This is a genomic window from Micromonospora sp. WMMD734 (genome assembly GCF_049178975.1).
GTDB lineage: Bacteria > Actinomycetota > Actinomycetes > Mycobacteriales > Micromonosporaceae > Micromonospora > Micromonospora wenchangensis.
Window position 1 is genome coordinate 3,180,262 of record NZ_JBMHMK010000001.1, and the last position, 17,480, is coordinate 3,197,741.

The window sequence follows — 17,480 nt, forward strand, 5'->3', positions numbered from 1 at the left end:
GTTTTCGGCAACGTGGACGCGCGATGATCAACGTAAAGTGACCGAGCCGTCAGTCAGTGTCCGGAAGCCAGAATGTGCCGGCAGTCGGCCGCCACCCGGGCCGCGGCGGTCCGCAACGCGTCGACGTCCGGACCCGCGTTGAGCACCTCCCTGGAGTACGACGGCAACACTGCGGACAGGTTCGGACCGAACACGGTGGGTAGGTCGGCGGCCGTCGCACCCTGCGCGCCGAGACCCGGTGCGAGCAGTGGGCCATTGACCCGGGACAGGTCGTGACCGGTGTCGCCGATGGTCGCGCCGACCACCAGTCCGAAGCTGCCCAGCGGCTCAGCACCCCGGTTGAGCTGGGAAATCTCATCGATAACAAGCTGTGCGACGGTGCGCCCACCGGAGGTGACGGCACGCTGCACCTCCGCCCCTTCGGGGTTCGAGGTGAGCGCTAACACGAAGACCCCGCCACCGTGCGCAGCGGCCGTCTCGAACATCGGGGCCAGCGAACCTACTCCCAGGTAGGGGCTCGCCGTGAGCGCGTCGACATACATCGGGCTGGATGGATCAAGGTACGCGGAAGCGTACGCGGCGACCGTCGAACCGATGTCGCCACGCTTGGCGTCGAGAAGAACGAGCGCCCCAACATCACGTAACTGTCGGATAGTTGACTCAAGAATCGCCACTCCACGGCTCCCGAATCGCTCGAAGAAGGCCGACTGAGGCTTGAACACCGCAACCCGGTCACCGAGCGCTTCCGCGACGGTCCGGACGAACCGTTCCAGACCGTCGACGTCGTCCTCAAGGCCCCAGCGGGCCAGCAGACCCGGATGGGGGTCGATGCCCACACAGAGCGGCCCCCGCTCGGCCACCGCCCGGTGCAGCCGGGTTCCGAAGGTCTCCATCCGTTGCTCCCTCTCGTCTCGCGTTCCGCTGCTGCGGGGCGGACGGTCGCCGCCCCGGTTGCGCCCCGGTGTTCAGCCGGCCGCGACGGCGGCGGCGATCCCGGCCGCGATCCGGGCCACGTCGTCGTCCCCCGTCACGTACGGCGGCATCGCGTACACCAGGTCGCGGAAGGGGCGCAGCCACACGCCCCGGTCCACCGCGGCGGCCGTCGCCGCCGCCAGATCCACCTCGTGGTCCAGCTGCACCACGCCGATCGCGCCCAGCACCCGGACGTCGGCCACCCCCGGCGCCCCCCGCAACGGCTCCAGACCGGCCCGCAGCCCCGCACCCACCCGCGCCACCTCGGCCGCCCAGTCACCGGCCCGCAGCAGCCCCAGGGAGGCGTTGGCGACGGCACAGGCCAACGGGTTGCCCATGAACGTCGGGCCGTGGGCCAGCACCCCGTCGGCGGAGATGCCCCGGGCCACCTCCGGCGTGCACAACGCCGCCGCCAGGGTGAGGTAGCCGCCGGTGAGCGCCTTGCCCACACAGAGCACGTCCGGGGTCACCCCGGCGTGCCCGGCGGCGAACATCGACCCGGTCCGGCCGAATCCGGTGGCGATCTCATCGAAGATCAGCAGCACCCCGTGCGCCCGGGTCACCTCGCGCAGCACCCGCAGGTACCCGGGGTGGTGGAACCGCATCCCACCGGCCCCCTGCACCACCGGCTCGACGATCACCGCCGCCAACTCGTCCGCGTGCCGGGCGACCGCGTCGGTCAACGCCGTCACGTACGCCGGGTCGGGCGGGTCGGCGAAACCGCCGGGCGGCACCGGCGCGAAGACCTGCCGGGGCAGCACGTCCCCCCAGAGGTGGTGCATGCCGCCCTCCGGGTCGCAGACACTCATCGGGTGGAACGTGTCGCCGTGGTAACCGCCCCGCCAGGTGCCCAGGCGGCGACGCTGCGGCCGGCCGGTGGCCCGCTGGTACTGCAGGCACATCTTGATCGCCACCTCGACCGACACCGAGCCCGAGTCGGCCAGGAAGACGTGCGCCAACCCCGGCGGGGCCAGCTCGACGAGCGTCTCGGCCAGCCGGACCGCCGGCTCGTGGGTGAGCCCGCCGAACATCACGTGACTCATCCGGCCGAGCTGGTCGGTGACCGCAGCGTCCAGCACCGGATGCCGGTACCCGTGGATCGCCGCCCACCACGACGACATCCCGTCGACCAGTTCCCGGCCGTCGGCCAACCGCAGCCGGACACCCTGCGCGCTGTGCACCACGTACGGCGGGTGGGCCGGCGGCAGCGCCGCGTACGGGTGCCAGACCCGGGCCCGGTCGACGGTCAGGATCTCCTCGGGCGTCACGCGTGCTCCTCCGTACCCTCGTCGGTGGTGGCGTCGGGGCGCACGGGCGCTGCGGGCGGACACGACCGGAACGCCGGACGTGCCCGCCGGCTCACCGGCCGCCCACCACCCGGTCGCCCGCCCGGACGGCCCCGGCCGGGACCCGGGCGGCGGCCCGCACCAGGGCCGGGCCCCGGTAGATGAACCCGGTGTAGAGCTGGACCAGGCTGGCCCCCGCGTCGAACATCCGGGCCGCGTCGTCCGGGTCGAGGATGCCGCCGACCCCGATCACCGGGAGCCGGCCCCCGGTCTCCCGGTGTACGAACGCGACCATCTCCCGGGCCCGCCCGGTCAGCGGACGGCCGGACAGGCCACCGGTCTCGACGCCCCGGGCCCGGTCGGCGGGAGCGAGCCCGTCGCGGGCCAGGGTGGTGTTGGTGGCGATCACGCCGGCCGCGCCCCGGGCCAGGCACACCTCCAGCAGCTCGGCCACGGCCGGCTCGGTGAGGTCCGGGGCGATCTTCACCAGCACCGGCTTCTCCCCCACGAGGGCGGCCAGCAGGGCGTCCAGGTGTGCCTTGTCCTGCAACGACCGCAACCCGGGGGTGTTCGGCGAGGAGACGTTGACCGCGAAGTAGTCGCCGTGCCCGCGCAACGCCCGGTACGAGGTGAGGTAGTCCTCCACCGCGTCCTCCAGCGGGGTCACCTTGGACTTGCCCAGCGAGATGCCCAGCGGCACCCCCAGCGGGCGGGGCGCGGCGGCCAGCCGGTCGGCCAGCGCCTGCGCCCCGGCGTTGTTGAAGCCCATCCGGTTGATCACGGCCGCGCTGTCGGGCAGCCGGAACAGCCGGGGCCGGGGGTTGCCCGGCTGGGCGTGCGCGGTGACCGTGCCGACCTCGACGAAGCCGAACCCGAGCGCCGGCCAGGCCGGCAGGGCCACCCCGTTCTTGTCCATCCCCGCTGCCAGGCCCACCGGGTTGGGGAACTGCACCCCGAACACCGTCCGGGGCGCCAGGTGCAGGTTGCGGGCCCGCAGCAACGCCAGCGCCGCCGGCCGGCGGGACAGGGCCGCCAACCGCCGCAGCGTCCACTCGTGCGCCGCCTCCGCGTCGCCGCCGCCGATCCGGAACAGCGCCCGCCGGACCCCCTTCTCGAAGATCATGTCCCCTCCCGGCCGACGCTCCCCCGACCGACGCTCTCGTCGGTGATCAAGAGGTTTGCGTCACCGCGCCCGCCGTTCGGTGACCGAAACCTCTTGATCACCGAAACGAGCGGGGGGCGCGGACCGCGCGGGGAACGGGGGTCGGGGGTCACTGGGCGGCCCGGAGGGCGGCGTGGAGCTCCTGGAGGGGGCGCACCCGCATGTCGCCCCGGATGCGGGCCTCGATGCCCATCACCGCCGCCGCCACCCCCGGCACGGTGGTGATGCACGGGATGTCGGCCGTGACGGCGGCGCTGCGGATCTCGTAGCCGTCCGAGCGGGCGCTCGCGCCCGACCCCTGCGGGGTGTTCACCACCAGCGCCACGTCACCGGCGAGGATCATCGACACCGCGTCCGCGCCCTCGCCCGCCTGGTAGTGCTTGCGGATCTGCTCGCAGGCGATACCGTGCCGGCGCAGCAGCTCGGCGGTACCCGTGGTGGCGACGATCGCGAAGCCCAGGTCGGCCAGCCGCTTGATCGGGAAGATCATCGCACGCTTGTCCCGGTTGGCCACCGAGACGAAGATCCTCCCGGTGGTCGGCAGCGAACCGTACGCGGCGGACTGGCTCTTGGCGAACGCGTGCCCGAAGCTGGTGTCGATGCCCATCACCTCGCCGGTGGACTTCATCTCCGGGCCGAGCAGCGAGTCGACGCCCTTGCCGGCCGGGGTGCGGAACCGCTTGAACGGCAGCACCGCCTCCTTCACCGCGATCGGGGCGTCCGGCGGCAGCACCCCGCCGTCGCCGGTCGCCGGGAGCAGCCCCTCGGCACGCAGCTCGGCGATCGTCGCGCCGAGGGCGATCCGGGCCGCCGCCTTGGCCAGCGGCACGGCGGTGGCCTTCGAGACGAACGGGACCGTCCGGGACGCCCGCGGGTTCGCCTCCAGCACGTAAAGCATGTCGTCCTTGAGCGCGTACTGGACGTTGAGCAGACCGCGCACCCCCACGCCCCGGGCGATCGCCTCGGTGTAGCGGCGCACCTCGGTCAGGTGCGAGCCGGCCAGCGTGATCGGCGGCAACGCGCACGACGAGTCGCCGGAGTGGATGCCGGCCTCCTCGATGTGCTCCATCACCCCACCGAGGTAGACCTCGCCGTCGGCGTCGCAGAGCGCGTCCACGTCGATCTCGATGGCGTCGTCGAGGAACCGGTCGACCAGCACCGGGTGGTCCGGGGAGATGTCGGTGGCCCGCCCGATGTAGTCACGCAGCGTGGCGTCGTCGTAGACGATCTCCATGCCTCGCCCGCCGAGCACGTACGACGGTCGGACCAGCACCGGGTAGCCGATCTCGTCGGCGATCGCCTTCGCCTCGTCGTACGAGGTGGCCGTGCCGTGCGCCGGGGCCCGCAGGTCGGCGCGGGCCAGCAGCGCCCCGAACGCGCCGCGCTCCTCGGCCAGGTGGATCGACTCCGGAGAGGTGCCCACCACCGGCACCCCGGCGTCCTTGAGCCGCTGCGCCAGCCCCAGCGGGGTCTGCCCGCCGAGCTGCACGATCACCCCGACCACGCCGGGGCCGCCGGCCGCCCGGCCGGACGAGTCCTCGGCGTGCCAGACCTCCAGCACGTCCTCGAAGGTCAACGGCTCGAAGTAGAGCCGGTCGGCGGTGTCGTAGTCGGTGGAGACGGTCTCCGGGTTGCAGTTGACCATCACGGTCTCGTAGCCGACGGCACCTGCCGGGTCCGCCGCCACGGCACCCGCCGTGCCGCGCGGGGCGGCCCGCAACGCCTGGACGGCGTGCACGCAGGAGTAGTCGAACTCGATGCCCTGGCCGATCCGGTTCGGCCCGGACCCCAGGATCAGCACCTTGGGCCGGTCCGACGCGGCGACCTCGGTCTCCTCGTCGTACGTCGAGTAGTGGTACGGGGTGGTCGCTTCGAACTCGGCCGCGCAGGTGTCCACCGTCTTGTAGACCGGGCGGACGTCGAGCCGGTGCCGCAGGGTGCGTACCCCGTCCTCGGCGGCCAGCTCCGGGCGCAGCGCCGCGAGCTGCCGGTCGGACAACCCGGCCCGCTTCGCCCGGCGCAGCAGCCCGACGTCGAGCACCGGGGCGGCCACGATCTCGGCCCGCAACTCGACCAGACCGGCGATCTGGTCGAGGAACCACGGGTCGATCCCGCCGGAGGCCGCCGACACCTCGGCGACCGACGCGCCCAGCCGCAGCGCCCGCTCCACGGTGTAGAGCCGGCCGTCGTGCGGCATCCCCAGCGCGGCGAGGGTGTTCTCCCGCGTCGCGTCCTGCGGGTCCGGCCGGGTCCAGAACCCGGCCGCCGACGTCTCCATCGACCGCATCGCCTTGTTGAGCGCCTCGGTGAAGTTGCGGCCCAGGCTCATCGCCTCGCCGACCGACTTCATCGTGGTGGTCAGCTCCGGGTCCGCGCCGGGGAACTTCTCGAACGCGAACCGGGGGATCTTCACCACCACGTAGTCCAGCGTCGGCTCGAACGCGGCGGGCGTCTTGCGCGTGATGTCGTTGGGAATCTCGTCGAGGGTGTAGCCGATGGCCAACTTCGCGGCGATCTTGGCGATCGGGAAGCCGGTGGCCTTCGACGCCAGCGCCGACGACCGGGACACCCGGGGGTTCATCTCGATCACCACGATCCGGCCGTCGGCCGGGTTCACCGCGAACTGGATGTTGCAGCCGCCGGTGTCCACCCCGACCTCACGCAGCACCGCGATGCCCAGGTCACGCAAGTTCTGGTACTCCCGGTCGGTGAGCGTCATCGCCGGGGCGACGGTGACGCTGTCGCCGGTGTGCACACCCATCGGGTCGACGTTCTCGATCGAGCAGACCACCACCACGTTGTCGTGCCGGTCGCGCATCAGTTCGAGTTCGTACTCCTTCCAGCCGAGCACGCTCTCCTCGATGAGCACCTCGTGCACCGGGCTGGCAGCCAGGCCGGCCCCGGCGATACGGTCCAGATCCTCGTCGGTGTGCGCCATGCCCGACCCCAGGCCACCCATCGTGAACGACGGCCGGATCACCACCGGCAGGCCCAGCTCGGCGACGGTGGCGCGGACCTCGTCCATCGAGTGGCAGACCCGCGAGCGGGGCACCAGCGCGTCCGGGTCGGGCAGCCCCAGCCGGACGCCGGCCTTGGCGACGATCTCCTTGAACAGCTGGCGGTCCTCACCCCGGTTGATCGCCTCGATGTTCGCGCCGATCAGCTCGACGCCGTACTTGTCGAGCACCCCGGCGGCGTGCAGGGCGACCGCCGTGTTCAGCGCGGTCTGCCCGCCCAGGGTGGGCAGCAGCGCGTCGGGCCGCTCCTTGGCGATCACCAGCTCGACGAACTCCGGGGTGATCGGCTCGACGTAGGTGGCGTCGGCGAACTCCGGGTCGGTCATGATGGTCGCCGGGTTGGAGTTGACCAGGCTGACCCGGATCCCCTCGCTGCGCAGCACCCGGCAGGCCTGGGTGCCCGAGTAGTCGAACTCGCAGGCCTGCCCGATCACGATCGGCCCGGAGCCGATAACCAGGATGTGCTTGAGATCGTCGCGCTTAGGCATTCGTGCGCCCCTCGCTGTGGTTCCGGCCCGCGCCGGGCTGCCCGTCGGGGCCACGGCCCTCGATCAGCTCGGCGAAACGGTCGAAGAGGTAGTCGGCGTCGTGCGGGCCGGCTGCCGCCTCCGGGTGGTACTGGACGGTGAAGGCGGGCACGTCCACGGCCCGCAGCCCCTCGACGACATTGTCGTTGAGGCAGACGTGCGACACCCGCACGCCGCCGAACTCGGTGTCGATGACCTGGTCGGGGACGACCGCACCGGCCGGCCCGTCGCCGTGGCCCGGCCAGGCCACCGCGAAGCCGTGGTTGTGGCTGGTCACCTCGACCTTGCCGGTGGCCCGGTCGAGCACCGGCTGGTTGATGCCCCGGTGGCCGTAGCCGAGCTTGTAGGTGCCGAAGCCGAGCGCCCGGCCGAGGATCTGACTGCCGAAGCAGATGCCGAACAGCGGGATCCGCCGGCTCAGCACCTCCCGGGCCAGCGCCACCGGCCCGTCGGCGGTGGCCGGGTCACCCGGGCCGGGCGAGAAGAAGACCGCGTCCGCGCCGGTGGCCAGCAGGTCGTCGATGGTGGACCCGGCGGGCAGCACGTGGGTGGTGACCCCCCGGGCGGCCAGCCGACGCGGCACGTTGCGCTTGATGCCCAGATCCAGCGCGGCGACGGTGTACCGGTGCTCACCCTCCGCCTCGACCACGTACGGTGCGGCGGTGCTCACCTCGGCGGACAGGTCAGCGCCGACCATCTGCGGGGACTGCCGTACCCGCTCCAGCAGGGCACGCGGGTCGTCCTCGACGCTGGAGATGCCGACCCGCATCGCGCCCCGCTCCCGCAGGTGCCGGGTCAGCGCCCGGGTGTCCACCCCGGCGATGCCGACCACGCCCTCCACACCGAGCCGGTCCTCCAGCCCGCCGGTGGCCCGCCAGTTGGACCCGATCCGGGCCGGGTCACGGACCACGTACCCGGCGACCCAGATCCGGTCGGACTCGTCGTCCTCGCCGTTGACCCCGGTGTTGCCGATGTGCGGGGCGGTCTGCACCACCACCTGCCGGTGGTAGGACGGGTCGGTCAGGGTCTCCTGGTAGCCGGTCATACCGGTGTTGAAGACCGCCTCGCCGAAGGTCTCCCCGACACTGCCGTACGACTCACCGTGGAAGGTGCGCCCGTCCTCCAGCACCAGGATCGCGGACCTACGTTTCACCATGCTGCGTCTCCCTCGATCCGGACTGCGGGACTCCGCTTCGCTACGTTCCTCGCTCGGATCACGCGTCTCCTCCGATCCGGACTGCGGGACTCCGCTTCGCTACGTTCCTCGCTCGGATCACTTGACAGCCTTTCCGTCCAGGACCGTCGGCTCGCCGCGCAGGAAGGTCGCCACGATGCGACCCGGCAGCGTCATGCGGGCGTACGGGGTGTTACGACTGCGGCTGGCCAGCTCCGCGGGCTCGACCACCCGACGGGCGGCCGGGTCGACCAGGGTCAGGTTCGCCGGTGCCCCGGGCGTCGGGTCGAGGCCGTGACCGTCGAGCCCGGCGATCCGGGCCGGGGTCCGTGACATCCGGTCGGCGATCAGATCCCACCGGGGGCCGAGCACGTCGAGGGCGATGGACAGCGCCGTCTCCAGACCGAGCATGCCCGGTCGGGCGTACGCCCACTCGCACTCCTTGTCCTCCACGGCGTGTGGGGCGTGGTCGGTGGCGACGACGTCGATGACGCCCTCGGCGAGCGCGGCGCGCAGCGCGGCGACGTCGGTGCCGGTGCGCAGCGGCGGGTTGACCTTGAACACCGGGTCGTAGCTGGCCGTCGGGCTCCAGTCGGCCCCGAGCGCGGGGCTGGCCAACACGCCGTGTCCGGCCACCACCTCGTCGGTGAGCAGCAGGTGGTGCGGGGTGACCTCGGCGGTGACCCGGACCCCGCGCGCCTTGGCCTGGCGCAGCACCTCGACGCTGCCGGCGGTGGAGACGTGGCAGACGTGCAGCCGGCTGCCGACGTGCTCGGCGAGCAGCACGTCCCGGGCGATGATCGCCTCCTCGGCGACGGCCGGCCAGCCGGTCAGCCCGAGCCGGGTGGAGACCTCGCCCTCGTGCATCTGCGCGCCCTCGGTGAGCCGGGGCTCCTCGGCGTGCTGGGCGATGATCCCGTCGAACGCCTTGACGTACTCCAGGGCCCGGCGCATCAGCTTGGGGTCGGCGACGCAGTGCCCGTCGTCGGAGAAGATCCGCACCCGGGCCGGCGAGTCGGCCATCGCGCCCAGCTCGGCCAGGCGCTCGCCGGCCAGGCCGACGGTGACCGCGCCGATCGGCTGCACGTCGACCAGCCCGGCCTGCCGGCCGAGCCGCCACACCTGCTCGACCACGCCGGCGGTGTCGGCGACCGGCGAGGTGTTCGCCATCGCGCAGACCGCGGTGTAGCCGCCGAGCGCCGCCGCCCGGGAGCCGGACTCCACGGTCTCGGCGTCCTCCCGGCCGGGTTCGCGCAGGTGGGTGTGCAGGTCGACCAGGCCGGGCAGGGCGACCAGCCCGGTGCCGTCGACGACGGCGGCGTCCGGCGCGTCCAGCCCGGGGCCGGTCTCGGCCACGACGCCGTCGCGGATCAGCAGGTCGGTCGGCGCGCCGCCGACGACACTCACGTTCTTGATCAGGTACGCGGTCACCGGTTGTTCCCTCCGAGCAGCAGGTAGAGCACGGCCATCCGCACGGAGACCCCGTTGGCGACCTGTTCGACGATGGTGGAGCGGGGCGAGTCGGCGACCTCGGGGGTGATCTCCATCCCCCGGTTCATCGGCCCGGGGTGCATGACGATCGCGTGTTCGGGCAGCCGGCGCAGGCGCGGGCCGTCCAGCCCGTAGCGGCGGGCGTACTCGCGGGCCGAGGGGAAGTAGGAGTCGTTCATCCGTTCCCGCTGCACCCGCAGCATCATCACCACGTCCACCCCGGGCAGCACCGCGTCGAGGTCGTAGCAGACGTCGGTGCCGGGGGCGGCGTCGGTCGCCACGGACCCGACGCCGGCGCGGGCGGCCCAGTCGACCGGGATCAGCGTCGGCGGACCGACCAGGGTGACCTTGGCGCCGAGGGTGCTCAGCAGCAGCACGTTGGAGCGGGCCACCCGGGAGTGCAGCACGTCACCGACGATCGCCACGTGCAGGCCGGCGAGCCGGCCCAGCCGGGCCCGCATGGTGTACGCGTCGAGCAGCGCCTGGGTCGGGTGCTCGTGCGTGCCGTCACCGGCGTTGACCACCGAGCCGTCGACCCAGTTGGCCAGCCGGTGCGGGGCCCCGGAGGCGGGGTGTCGGACGACCACCGCGTCGGCCCCCATCGCCTGGAGGGTCAGCGCGGTGTCCTTCAGGCTCTCGCCCTTGGTGACGCTGGAACCCTTGGCGGAAAAGTTGATCACGTCGGCGCTGAGTCGTTTGGCGGCGGCCTCGAACGAGATCCGGGTCCGGGTGGAGTCCTCGTAGAAGAGGTTCACCACCGTACGGCCCCGCAGCGCGGGCAGCTTCTTGACCTCCCGGCCGGCGACCGTGGCCATCTCGGCGGCGGTGTCGAGGATCTCGGTGGCGGTGCCGGCGTCCAGGTCGCCCCCGGAGAGCAGGTGTCTGATCATGAGCGGGGCCGCCTCTCGTTCGGGCCTGCCGGGTGGCGTCGGGTCGTGGTCACCGGGTCTCCCCGCAGAGCCGTACCTCGTCGACGCCGTCGGTCTCGACGAGGGTGACCTTGACGCTCTCGGCGAGCGCGGTCGGGATGTTCTTGCCGACGTAGTCGGCGCGGATCGGCAGCTCGCGGTGCCCCCGGTCGACCAGCACGGCGAGCTGCACCGAGGCGGGCCGGCCGACGTCGTTGAGGGCGTCCAGGGCGGCCCGAACGGTGCGGCCGGAGAAGAGCACGTCGTCGACGAGGACGACCCGCTTGCCGTCGATGCCGCCGGGGGGCAGCTGGGTCGGGCCGACCGCGCGGGTGGCGTGCCGGCGCAGGTCGTCGCGGTAGAGGGTGATGTCGAGCACCCCGACCGGGACGTCGACGTCCTCGAAGGTGCTGATCCGGGCGGCGAGCCGCCGGGCCAGCGGGGCGCCCCGGGTGGGGATGCCCAGCAGCACGGTGTCGGCGGCGCCCTGGGTCTTCTCCAGGATCTGGTGGGCGATCCGGTCGACGACGCGCTGGACGTCGGCGCTGGCGAGGATCACCTTCACCGAGGGTTGCCGCTCGGGCGACGGGTCGGCAGCCGGTGGGCAGGCCACGGCGGACCTCCTTCCCCGCCTCACGGGACGGGTCGTTAAAGGATGTCGGGGGTGTCCGGTCGGGTCGGGGGCCCGACCGGGGCTGGCGGCCACGTTACCAGCGGTCACCTGGCCGTTCGCCGCGACCCACTGATCCCCGGATCAGGACGGTGAAATGCGGACAACTCACCCGCTATCTCCGATGGGAATGTCACGAGCACTTGACCACGTGTCGCAATCCCCGTACCGTCACGCTCCGTAGCGATCGCGGGGAGAACCCCTAAAGCACAGCACTGGGAGTGTCCGAATGCCCTCTGAATACGCCAAGTCGCTGGGCGCCCGCCTGCGCTCCATCCGCCAGCAGCAGGGCCTGTCCCTGCAGGGGGTGGAGGAGAAGTCGAACGGACGCTGGAAGGCGGTGGTGGTCGGCTCGTACGAGCGTGGCGACCGGGCCGTCACCGTGTCCCGACTGGCGGAGCTGGCCGACTTCTACCGCGTTCCCGTCTCGGAGTTGTTGCCCGACGGCAGCGGGGTACGGCACGAGCCCACCAGCAAGATCGTCCTCGACCTGGAGCGGCTGTACGACGAGGCCTCCGAGGACCTCGCCTACGTCGCCCGCTACGCCCGTGCCATCCAGCAGCAGCGTGGCGACTACAACGGCCGGGTGCTCTCCATCCGCGCCGACGACCTGCGCGCCCTGGCGATCGTCTACGACGCCTCGCCGTCCGGTCTGATCGAACGGCTCACCGAGCACGGTGTGCTGGTCGCCGACCCGCGGGCGTTCTTCGCCTCCTGATCCGCGGTCACGCAACGAGAAGGGCCCGTGCCGTCCGGCACGGGCCCTTCTCGTCACGGCGCAGGTCCCGCCCGCGCCACGGGCGGCCACGCTCAGCGGGTGGCGTACTCGGCGATCCGGCCGAGGATGCCGTTGAGGAAACGCGGCGAGTCGTCGGTGGACATCTGCCGGGCCAGCTCCACCGCCTCGCTGATCGCCACCGCGTCGTCGATCTCGTCGACGTAGAGCAGCTCGTAGACGGCGATCCGGGCCAGGTTGCGGTCGACCGCCGGCATCCGGTCCAGGGTCCAGCCCTCGGCGTAGCTGGCGATCACCTCGTCGATCCGGTCGAGGTGCCCGGCGACCCCCTCGACCAGACCGATCGCGTAGTCCAGGTGCTCCGGACGCGGCTTCTCGATCCGCTCGACGTAGCCGGCGAGCACCTCGGCCGGGGGCCGGTCCCGCAGGTCGGCCTCGAAGAGCACGTCCAGCGCCCGCTTGCGCGCCTTGCGGCGCGCCGGCATCTGCTGCTTGGCGCCCTCGGCCATCAGGCCCGGCCGAGGTAACGGCCGTCGCGGGTGTCGACCTTGATCTTCTCGTCGGTGGTGATGAACAGCGGCACCTGCACGGTCGCGCCGGTCTCGACGGTGGCCGGCTTGTTGCCGCCGGTCGACCGGTCCCCCTGCAGACCCGGCTCGGTGTAGGTGACCTGGAGCACCACGCTGGTGGGCAGTTCGATGTAGAGCGGAACACCCTCGTGGGTGGCGACGGTCGCCTCGGCCTCGGGGAGGAGGTAGTTGGCGGCCTCGCCGACGGTGCCGCCGGGGACGGTGATCTGGTCGAACGTCTCCAGATCCATGAAGACGTAGTCCTCACCGTCGGCGTAGAGGTACTGCATGGTGCGCTTGTCGACGGTGGCGGTCTCGACCTTGGTGCCCGCGTTGAAGGTCTTGTCGACGACCTTGCCGGACAGCACGTTCTTCAGCGTCGTGCGGACGAACGCCCCACCCTTACCGGGCTTGACGTGCTGGAACTCGACGACGGACCACAGCTCCCCGTCGAGGTTGAGTACCAGGCCGTTCTTGAGGTCGTTGGTGGATGCCATTTCCTGCCTTGATCATCAATTGGCGGACAGACCTGACAAGTCTACTAGCTGCGTCTAATCGGTGGCGGGGCCGTCGACCGGGGCCCGACCCACCCCCCGACCGTCACACAGAGTGACCAACGGGGGATCAGGCGGCCCCGTCGAGCCGGGTGGCGAGATGCCGCAGCGCGAGCCGGTAGCCGTCCACGCCGAGACCGCAGATCACCCCGGTGGCCACCGCCGACACCACCGAGTGGTGCCGGAACTCCTCCCGGGCGTGGATGTTGGAGATGTGCACCTCGACCAGGGGGGCGCGCAGCAACGCGCAGGCGTCGCGCACCGCGATCGAGTAGTGCGACCAGGCCGCCGGGTTGAGCACCACCGCCGCGCCCTCGTCAGCTGCCCCGTGCAGCCAGCCGACCAGCTCGTGTTCCGCGTCGGTCTGCCGCACCACCACGTCCAATCCCAGCTCACGGCCCGTCTCGACGCAGAGCTTCACCAGGTCGGCGTAGCTGGTCACCCCGTACACGTCGACCTGGCGGGTGCCCAGCCGGCCCAGGTTCGGCCCGTTGAGCACGTACACCCGGGGGGTGGTCCCGGTGGTCACCGGCTGACCTCCCGGTAGGCGGCGTGCAACAGCTCGTCGTCCGGGCCGTCCAGGATCGCCGGGCGGGCCAGGCCGTCGAGCACCACGAACCGCAACCGGCTGCCCCGGGCCTTCTTGTCCACCCGCATCGCCGAAAGCAGCTCCGGCCAGGCGTCCGCCGGGTAGCTGGTCGGCAGGTCCAGCGCCGCCAGCACGCTGCGGTGCCGCTGCGCGGTCGCCACATCCAGCCGGCCGGCCAACCGGGCCAGGGTGCCGGCATAGACGGTGCCGACGGAGACCGCGTGCCCGTGCCGCCAGCGGTACCCCTCGACCTTCTCGATCGCGTGCGCCAGCGTGTGCCCGTAGTTGAGCACCTCCCGCACCCCCGACTCGCGCAGGTCACCGGAGACCACGTCGGCCTTCACCCGGATCGCCCGCTCGATCAGCTCCCGGGCCACCGGGCCGGTCGGGTCGACGGCGGCTGTCGGGTCCGCCTCGACCAGGTCCAGGATCACCGGGTCGGCGATGAAACCGCACTTGACCACCTCGGCCAGCCCGGCGGCCAGGTCGGCCGGCGGGAGGCTGTCCAGCGTGCCCAGGTCGGCCAGCACCCCGACCGGCGGGTGGAACGACCCCACCAGGTTCTTGCCGGCCGCCGTGTTCACCCCGGTCTTGCCGCCGACGGCGGCGTCGACCATGCCGAGCAGCGACGTCGCCACCGGCACCCACCGCACCCCACGCAACCAGCAGGCCGCGACGAAGCCGGCCAGGTCGGTCACCGCACCGCCGCCCACCCCGACCACCGCATCGGTACGGGTGAAGCCGGCCGCCCCGAGCTGCTCCCAGCAGTCGGCGGCCACCTCGACCCGCTTGCCCGCCTCGGCGTCGGGCACCTCGATCGCCAACGGGGTGATCCCCGCCCCGGCCAACCGCCCGCCGATCTCCTCGGCCAACGCCCGCAGGGGCGGCGCGTACAGCACCGCCGTCCGGGTCGCGTCGGGCAGCAACGCGGGCAGCTCGGCCAGCAGGCCCCGCCCGACCAGTACGTCGTACGGCCGTTCGCCGCCGACCGGAATCCGGGTCACCTCGTCCATCGCCGGCAGCCTAGTCCAGCCCCGGCCCCGGCACGGGGAATGTCCACCTGATGGCGGCCCGGCCTCCCGGCGTGACCCGACGGCCGGGCCGGCGTCGGGTGGGCGCGGTCAGGGCCTGATCAGGGTGACGATCTCGGCGGCGATCTCCTCCGGCGTCCGGCCGTCGGTGACCACCGTCGCGGTCGCGACCTCCGCGTAGAGCGGCCGACGCTGGTCCATCAGGTGCTTCAGGGTGGCGCGCGGGTTGACCGACAGCAACGGCCGGCCGGCACCGAGCCCGACCCGCTTCACCGCGTCGGTCAACTCCACCGACAGATGCACCACCGTGTGCCCGACCAGCGCGGCCCGGTTCTCCTCGGCGAGGATCGCCCCACCACCCAGGGCCAGCACCCCGGCGTGCGAGGTCAGCGCCGCCAGCACCGCGGCCCGCTCCAGCGCCCGGAAGTGCGCCTCACCCTCGTCGATGAAGATCTCCGGGATGGGCTTGCCGGCCATCTGCTCGATGTCGGCGTCGGTGTCCCGGAACGCCACCCCGAGCAGGGTGGCCAGTTCCGCGCCGACGGTGCTCTTACCGGAACCGGGTGCCCCGACCAGCACACAGACAGGCTTCGTCACCGGGTTGGCCCTTCTTGACTGCCGCTGTTCACCGGATGATCAGGCTGTCGAGGTAACCGGCGACGTTACGACGGATCTCAGCCACCGAGTCACCACCGAACTTCTCCACCGCAGCCTCGGCGAGGACCAACGCCACCATCGCCTCCGCGACCACCGCAGCGGCGGGAACGGCACACACGTCGCTCCGCTGGTTGATCGCCGTCGCCGGCTCACCCGTGGTCACGTCCACCGTGGCCAGAGCCCGGTTCAACGACGAGATCGGCTTCATCGCCGCCCGCACCCGCACCGGCTCACCCGTGGTGATCCCACCCTCCAGACCACCCGCCCGGTCGGTGACCCGACGCACCCCGGTCGCCGTCGGCATGATCTCGTCGTGCGCCTCCGAGCCTCGGGACCGGGCCTGCTGCCAGCCGTCCCCGATCTCGACGCCCTTGATCGCCTGGATCGACATCAACGCCGTCGCCAACCGGGCGTCGAGCTTCCGGTCCCACTGCACGTGACTACCCAGGCCCGGCGGCACCCCGTACGCCAACACCTCCACCACCCCGCCCAACGTGTCGGCGGCCTTCTTCGCGGCGTCGACCTCGGCGACCATCTGGGCGCTCGCGTCCGGATCGAGGCACCGCAACGGGTCCGCGTCGATCCGCTGCGCGTCCTCGGGCGTCGGCCGTAACCCCGGCTTCGCGGCCACCGAGCCGAGCTCCACCACGTGCGACACGATCTCGATGCCGAGGGCCTGCTTCACCAGGGCCTTCGCCACGGTGCCCACCGCCACCCGGGCAGCGGTCTCCCGGGCGCTGGCCCGCTCCAGGATCGGCCGGGCGTCGGTGTGACCATACTTCTGCATGCCGGCCAGGTCGGCGTGGCCAGGCCGGGGACGGGTCAGCGGGGCGTTCCGCGCCTGACTCGCCAACTCGTCCGCATCGACCGGGTCGGCGGCCATCACCGTCTGCCACTTCGGCCACTCGGAGTTACCCACCCGGATCGCGACCGGACTACCCAACGTCAATCCGTGCCGCAGGCCACCGACGAGCTCGACCTCGTCCTGCTCGAACGCCATCCGGGCGCCCCGGCCATAGCCGAGCCGACGACGCGCCAACTCACCGGCGATCTCACCGGTGGTCACCGCCACCCCGGCGGGCACCCCCTCCAGCAACGCCACCAGAGCCGGACCATGCGATTCACCTGCAGTCAGCCAACGCAACACGACGGTCAGTCTGTCACGCCCGGTGCCGGCGTCGGCACCCTGTCCGGTCCGTCCCGCCCTGCGGACGCCGAGCTGCGTCGGGCGGGCCGTCGACCGGGTTCACGACCAGTCGAAGCGCATCCCCAGTCGCTGTTCCAACGCCGCGTTGTGCGGGGCGAAGTGCGCGCTCAGCTCTTCCCGTACCTGCTCGGGCATGGCGCTGCTGCGCCGGTGGTTGTGCGCCTCGTAGGCGGCGAGCCGGTGCGGGGGCAGGCCGAGGAAGTCCAGCACCCGGGCATAGGTGGCGGCCGGCTCGGCGTACAGCGTCTCGCTGGGCAGGATCAGCAGCTGGGAACGGTCGAACCGGTCCAGCCACGGCGTCAGGTGCTCCAGGTAGCGGCCCCGGGCCCGGTAGGTGTACCAGTCGTACGCCTCGCTGAAGTACGTCGGGTCGGCGATCAGCCGCTCCCGCTCCCCCGCCGTCCGTTCCTCCTCCCGGGCCAGCGCCTCGGCGAAGTCCAGCGGCTCCCTGCCCTCGGTACGCCGCTCCTTCCAGTGCGAGTACGCCCGCTCCACCGGGTCCCGGAGCAGGAAGATCAACCGGACGTCGGGCATCAGCTCGGCGACCCGCTGCGCGACGAGCGGGTGGAACATGTACAGCGGCGCGGCCTCACCGACGCGGACCGGCCCACCGTGCCGGCGTTCCAGGGCCTGCCGGTGCCGGACCGTCGGAAAGTGCGACCGGTACCACGCCTCACCCCGGCCCCAGTTCTCCTCGAAGTAGTGCGAGGTCTTGGTGTTCCAGGCCGGGAAGAGCCGGGGCACCAGGGGGTGCGCCAGCAGGTATCGCCACAGCGAGGTGGTGCCGCCCCGTTTGGTGCCGGTGATCAGGAAGTCCGGCAGCGGCCGGCGGTCGCTGGTCCGTTCGCCGTAGCGGACCAACGAGCTGCGCACCTGGTGGCTGACCTGGTGCGGGACCACACCCTTGAGGCGGTCGCGGATCGTCATCGT

16 protein-coding genes are annotated in these 17,480 nt (G+C 72.2%); 1 reads left to right on the plus strand and 15 read right to left on the minus strand.

The window, feature by feature from the left end:
• Positions 1-53: 53 nt before the first annotated feature.
• The 8 genes from pyrF to pyrR all read right to left on the minus strand — a co-directional run bounded on the left by pyrF (position 54) and on the right by pyrR (position 11,150).
• On the minus strand, positions 54-893 hold the full coding sequence (gene pyrF / locus ACN267_RS13500; RefSeq protein WP_204961392.1) for an orotidine-5'-phosphate decarboxylase: 840 nt from the start codon (positions 891-893) through the stop codon (positions 54-56).
• Positions 894-965: 72 nt separating this feature from the next.
• Positions 966-2,240 carry an adenosylmethionine--8-amino-7-oxononanoate transaminase gene (locus ACN267_RS13505; RefSeq protein WP_421488826.1) on the minus strand — a complete coding sequence of 425 codons (1,275 nt, stop codon included), beginning with the start codon at positions 2,238-2,240 and terminating at the stop codon, positions 966-968.
• 91 nt (positions 2,241-2,331) lie between these two features.
• The gene (locus ACN267_RS13510; protein WP_281898872.1) at positions 2,332-3,381 is read right to left on the minus strand and encodes a quinone-dependent dihydroorotate dehydrogenase; all 1,050 of its coding nucleotides are present in this window, start codon (positions 3,379-3,381) and stop codon (positions 2,332-2,334) included.
• A gap of 148 nt (positions 3,382-3,529) precedes the next feature.
• On the minus strand, positions 3,530-6,925 hold the full coding sequence (gene carB, locus ACN267_RS13515) for a carbamoyl-phosphate synthase large subunit (protein WP_204961389.1): 3,396 nt from the start codon (positions 6,923-6,925) through the stop codon (positions 3,530-3,532).
• Positions 6,918-8,117, minus strand: coding sequence for a glutamine-hydrolyzing carbamoyl-phosphate synthase small subunit (gene carA, locus ACN267_RS13520; protein ID WP_307821455.1), 1,200 nt, complete (start codon positions 8,115-8,117; stop codon positions 6,918-6,920). The genes carB and carA overlap by 8 nt, the downstream gene beginning before the upstream one ends.
• Positions 8,118-8,237: 120 nt before the next feature.
• Entirely contained in the window at positions 8,238-9,569 is a 1,332-nt protein-coding gene (locus tag ACN267_RS13525) for a dihydroorotase (protein ID WP_281898877.1), read from the minus strand.
• The gene (locus ACN267_RS13530; RefSeq protein WP_204961386.1) at positions 9,566-10,519 is read right to left on the minus strand and encodes an aspartate carbamoyltransferase catalytic subunit; all 954 of its coding nucleotides are present in this window, start codon (positions 10,517-10,519) and stop codon (positions 9,566-9,568) included. The genes ACN267_RS13525 and ACN267_RS13530 overlap by 4 nt, the downstream gene beginning before the upstream one ends.
• Before the next feature lie 49 nt (positions 10,520-10,568).
• A complete protein-coding gene (gene pyrR, locus ACN267_RS13535) occupies positions 10,569-11,150 on the minus strand; it encodes a bifunctional pyr operon transcriptional regulator/uracil phosphoribosyltransferase PyrR (RefSeq protein WP_204961385.1) in 582 nt (193 codons plus the stop codon).
• 286 nt (positions 11,151-11,436) lie between these two features.
• Here pyrR and ACN267_RS13540 point away from each other — a divergent pair, with 286 nt between their 5' ends.
• The gene (locus ACN267_RS13540; protein ID WP_013285505.1) at positions 11,437-11,925 is read left to right on the plus strand and encodes a transcriptional regulator; all 489 of its coding nucleotides are present in this window, start codon (positions 11,437-11,439) and stop codon (positions 11,923-11,925) included.
• Between the two features lie 92 nt (positions 11,926-12,017).
• On the opposite strand, the gene nusB is transcribed toward ACN267_RS13540, so the two are convergent.
• From nusB to ACN267_RS13575, 7 genes are all read right to left on the minus strand, one after another.
• On the minus strand, positions 12,018-12,428 hold the full coding sequence (gene nusB, locus ACN267_RS13545; RefSeq protein WP_204961462.1) for a transcription antitermination factor NusB: 411 nt from the start codon (positions 12,426-12,428) through the stop codon (positions 12,018-12,020).
• A gap of 23 nt (positions 12,429-12,451) precedes the next feature.
• Positions 12,452-13,009 (minus strand): elongation factor P, encoded by a 558-nt coding sequence (efp, locus tag ACN267_RS13550; protein ID WP_088645221.1) that lies wholly within the window; start codon positions 13,007-13,009, stop codon positions 12,452-12,454.
• Between the two features lie 127 nt (positions 13,010-13,136).
• A complete protein-coding gene (aroQ, locus tag ACN267_RS13555) occupies positions 13,137-13,595 on the minus strand; it encodes a type II 3-dehydroquinate dehydratase (RefSeq protein ID WP_204961384.1) in 459 nt (152 codons plus the stop codon).
• Positions 13,592-14,668 (minus strand): 3-dehydroquinate synthase, encoded by a 1,077-nt coding sequence (gene aroB, locus ACN267_RS13560; protein ID WP_204961383.1) that lies wholly within the window; start codon positions 14,666-14,668, stop codon positions 13,592-13,594. The genes aroQ and aroB overlap by 4 nt, the downstream gene beginning before the upstream one ends.
• 108 nt (positions 14,669-14,776) lie before the next feature.
• Positions 14,777-15,283, minus strand: coding sequence for a shikimate kinase (locus tag ACN267_RS13565; RefSeq protein ID WP_204961382.1), 507 nt, complete (start codon positions 15,281-15,283; stop codon positions 14,777-14,779).
• 28 nt (positions 15,284-15,311) lie between these two features.
• Complete coding sequence (aroC, locus tag ACN267_RS13570) at positions 15,312-16,490, minus strand: chorismate synthase (protein WP_204961381.1); 1,179 nt, start codon at positions 16,488-16,490, stop codon at positions 15,312-15,314.
• Positions 16,491-16,589: 99 nt separating this feature from the next.
• Positions 16,590-17,477 carry a sulfotransferase family protein gene (locus tag ACN267_RS13575; RefSeq protein WP_281898885.1) on the minus strand — a complete coding sequence of 296 codons (888 nt, stop codon included), beginning with the start codon at positions 17,475-17,477 and terminating at the stop codon, positions 16,590-16,592.
• Positions 17,478-17,480 lie beyond the last annotated feature (3 nt).

Excerpts from the sequence above, each read along its gene's own strand:
- nusB (WP_204961462.1), bottom strand. The coding sequence starts at position 12,428 with ATGCCGGCGCGCCGCAAGGCGCGCAAGCGGGCGCTGGACGTGCTCTTC.
- efp (WP_088645221.1), bottom strand. The coding sequence starts at position 13,009 with ATGGCATCCACCAACGACCTCAAGAACGGCCTGGTACTCAACCTCGAC.
- ACN267_RS13575 (WP_281898885.1), bottom strand. The coding sequence starts at position 17,477 with ATGACGATCCGCGACCGCCTCAAGGGTGTGGTCCCGCACCAGGTCAGC.
- ACN267_RS13540 (WP_013285505.1), top strand. The coding sequence starts at position 11,437 with ATGCCCTCTGAATACGCCAAGTCGCTGGGCGCCCGCCTGCGCTCCATC.
- ACN267_RS13510 (WP_281898872.1), bottom strand. The coding sequence starts at position 3,381 with ATGATCTTCGAGAAGGGGGTCCGGCGGGCGCTGTTCCGGATCGGCGGC.
- aroB (WP_204961383.1), bottom strand. The coding sequence starts at position 14,668 with ATGGACGAGGTGACCCGGATTCCGGTCGGCGGCGAACGGCCGTACGAC.
- ACN267_RS13530 (WP_204961386.1), bottom strand. The coding sequence starts at position 10,519 with ATGATCAGACACCTGCTCTCCGGGGGCGACCTGGACGCCGGCACCGCC.
- pyrF (WP_204961392.1), bottom strand. The coding sequence starts at position 893 with ATGGAGACCTTCGGAACCCGGCTGCACCGGGCGGTGGCCGAGCGGGGG.
- carB (WP_204961389.1), bottom strand. The coding sequence starts at position 6,925 with ATGCCTAAGCGCGACGATCTCAAGCACATCCTGGTTATCGGCTCCGGG.